Origin of the sequence: Halorubrum sp. SP3, from assembly GCF_005435195.1 — an archaeon.
Classification (GTDB): Archaea; Halobacteriota; Halobacteria; order Halobacteriales; family Haloferacaceae; genus Halorubrum; species Halorubrum sodomense.
On the sequence record NZ_SGTU01000704.1, the window covers coordinates 1 to 236 of the forward strand.

A 236-nucleotide genomic window follows, 5' to 3' on the forward strand; every position below is an offset into this window, starting at 1 on the left:
GCCCTCGTCTTGGGTGGGTAACGTTGGTTCCCACGGATCGACGGGTAGCTCTTGTGGCGCGAACGGTTCGTACAGTTCCGCGATCATCTCCTCGCGGGTGTTCTCGGGAACCGATCCCGTCTCAATCGCCATCTCGTAGGCGTATTGGTGGAGTTGTGACGGCTGTTCGTCTCGATACCTGTCGTTCATCGCTTTGGTTTGTGCGTTCATAGGCAGGCGAGAACCGCGTCTGACGG

1 protein-coding gene is annotated in these 236 nt (G+C 58.5%); it reads right to left on the bottom strand.

What is annotated here, in order from left to right:
• A partial coding sequence (locus EXE42_RS19995; protein WP_206750787.1) for a hypothetical protein occupies positions 1–189 on the bottom strand: 189 nt, incomplete at its 3' end.
• Between the last annotated feature and the right edge of the window lie 47 nt (positions 190–236).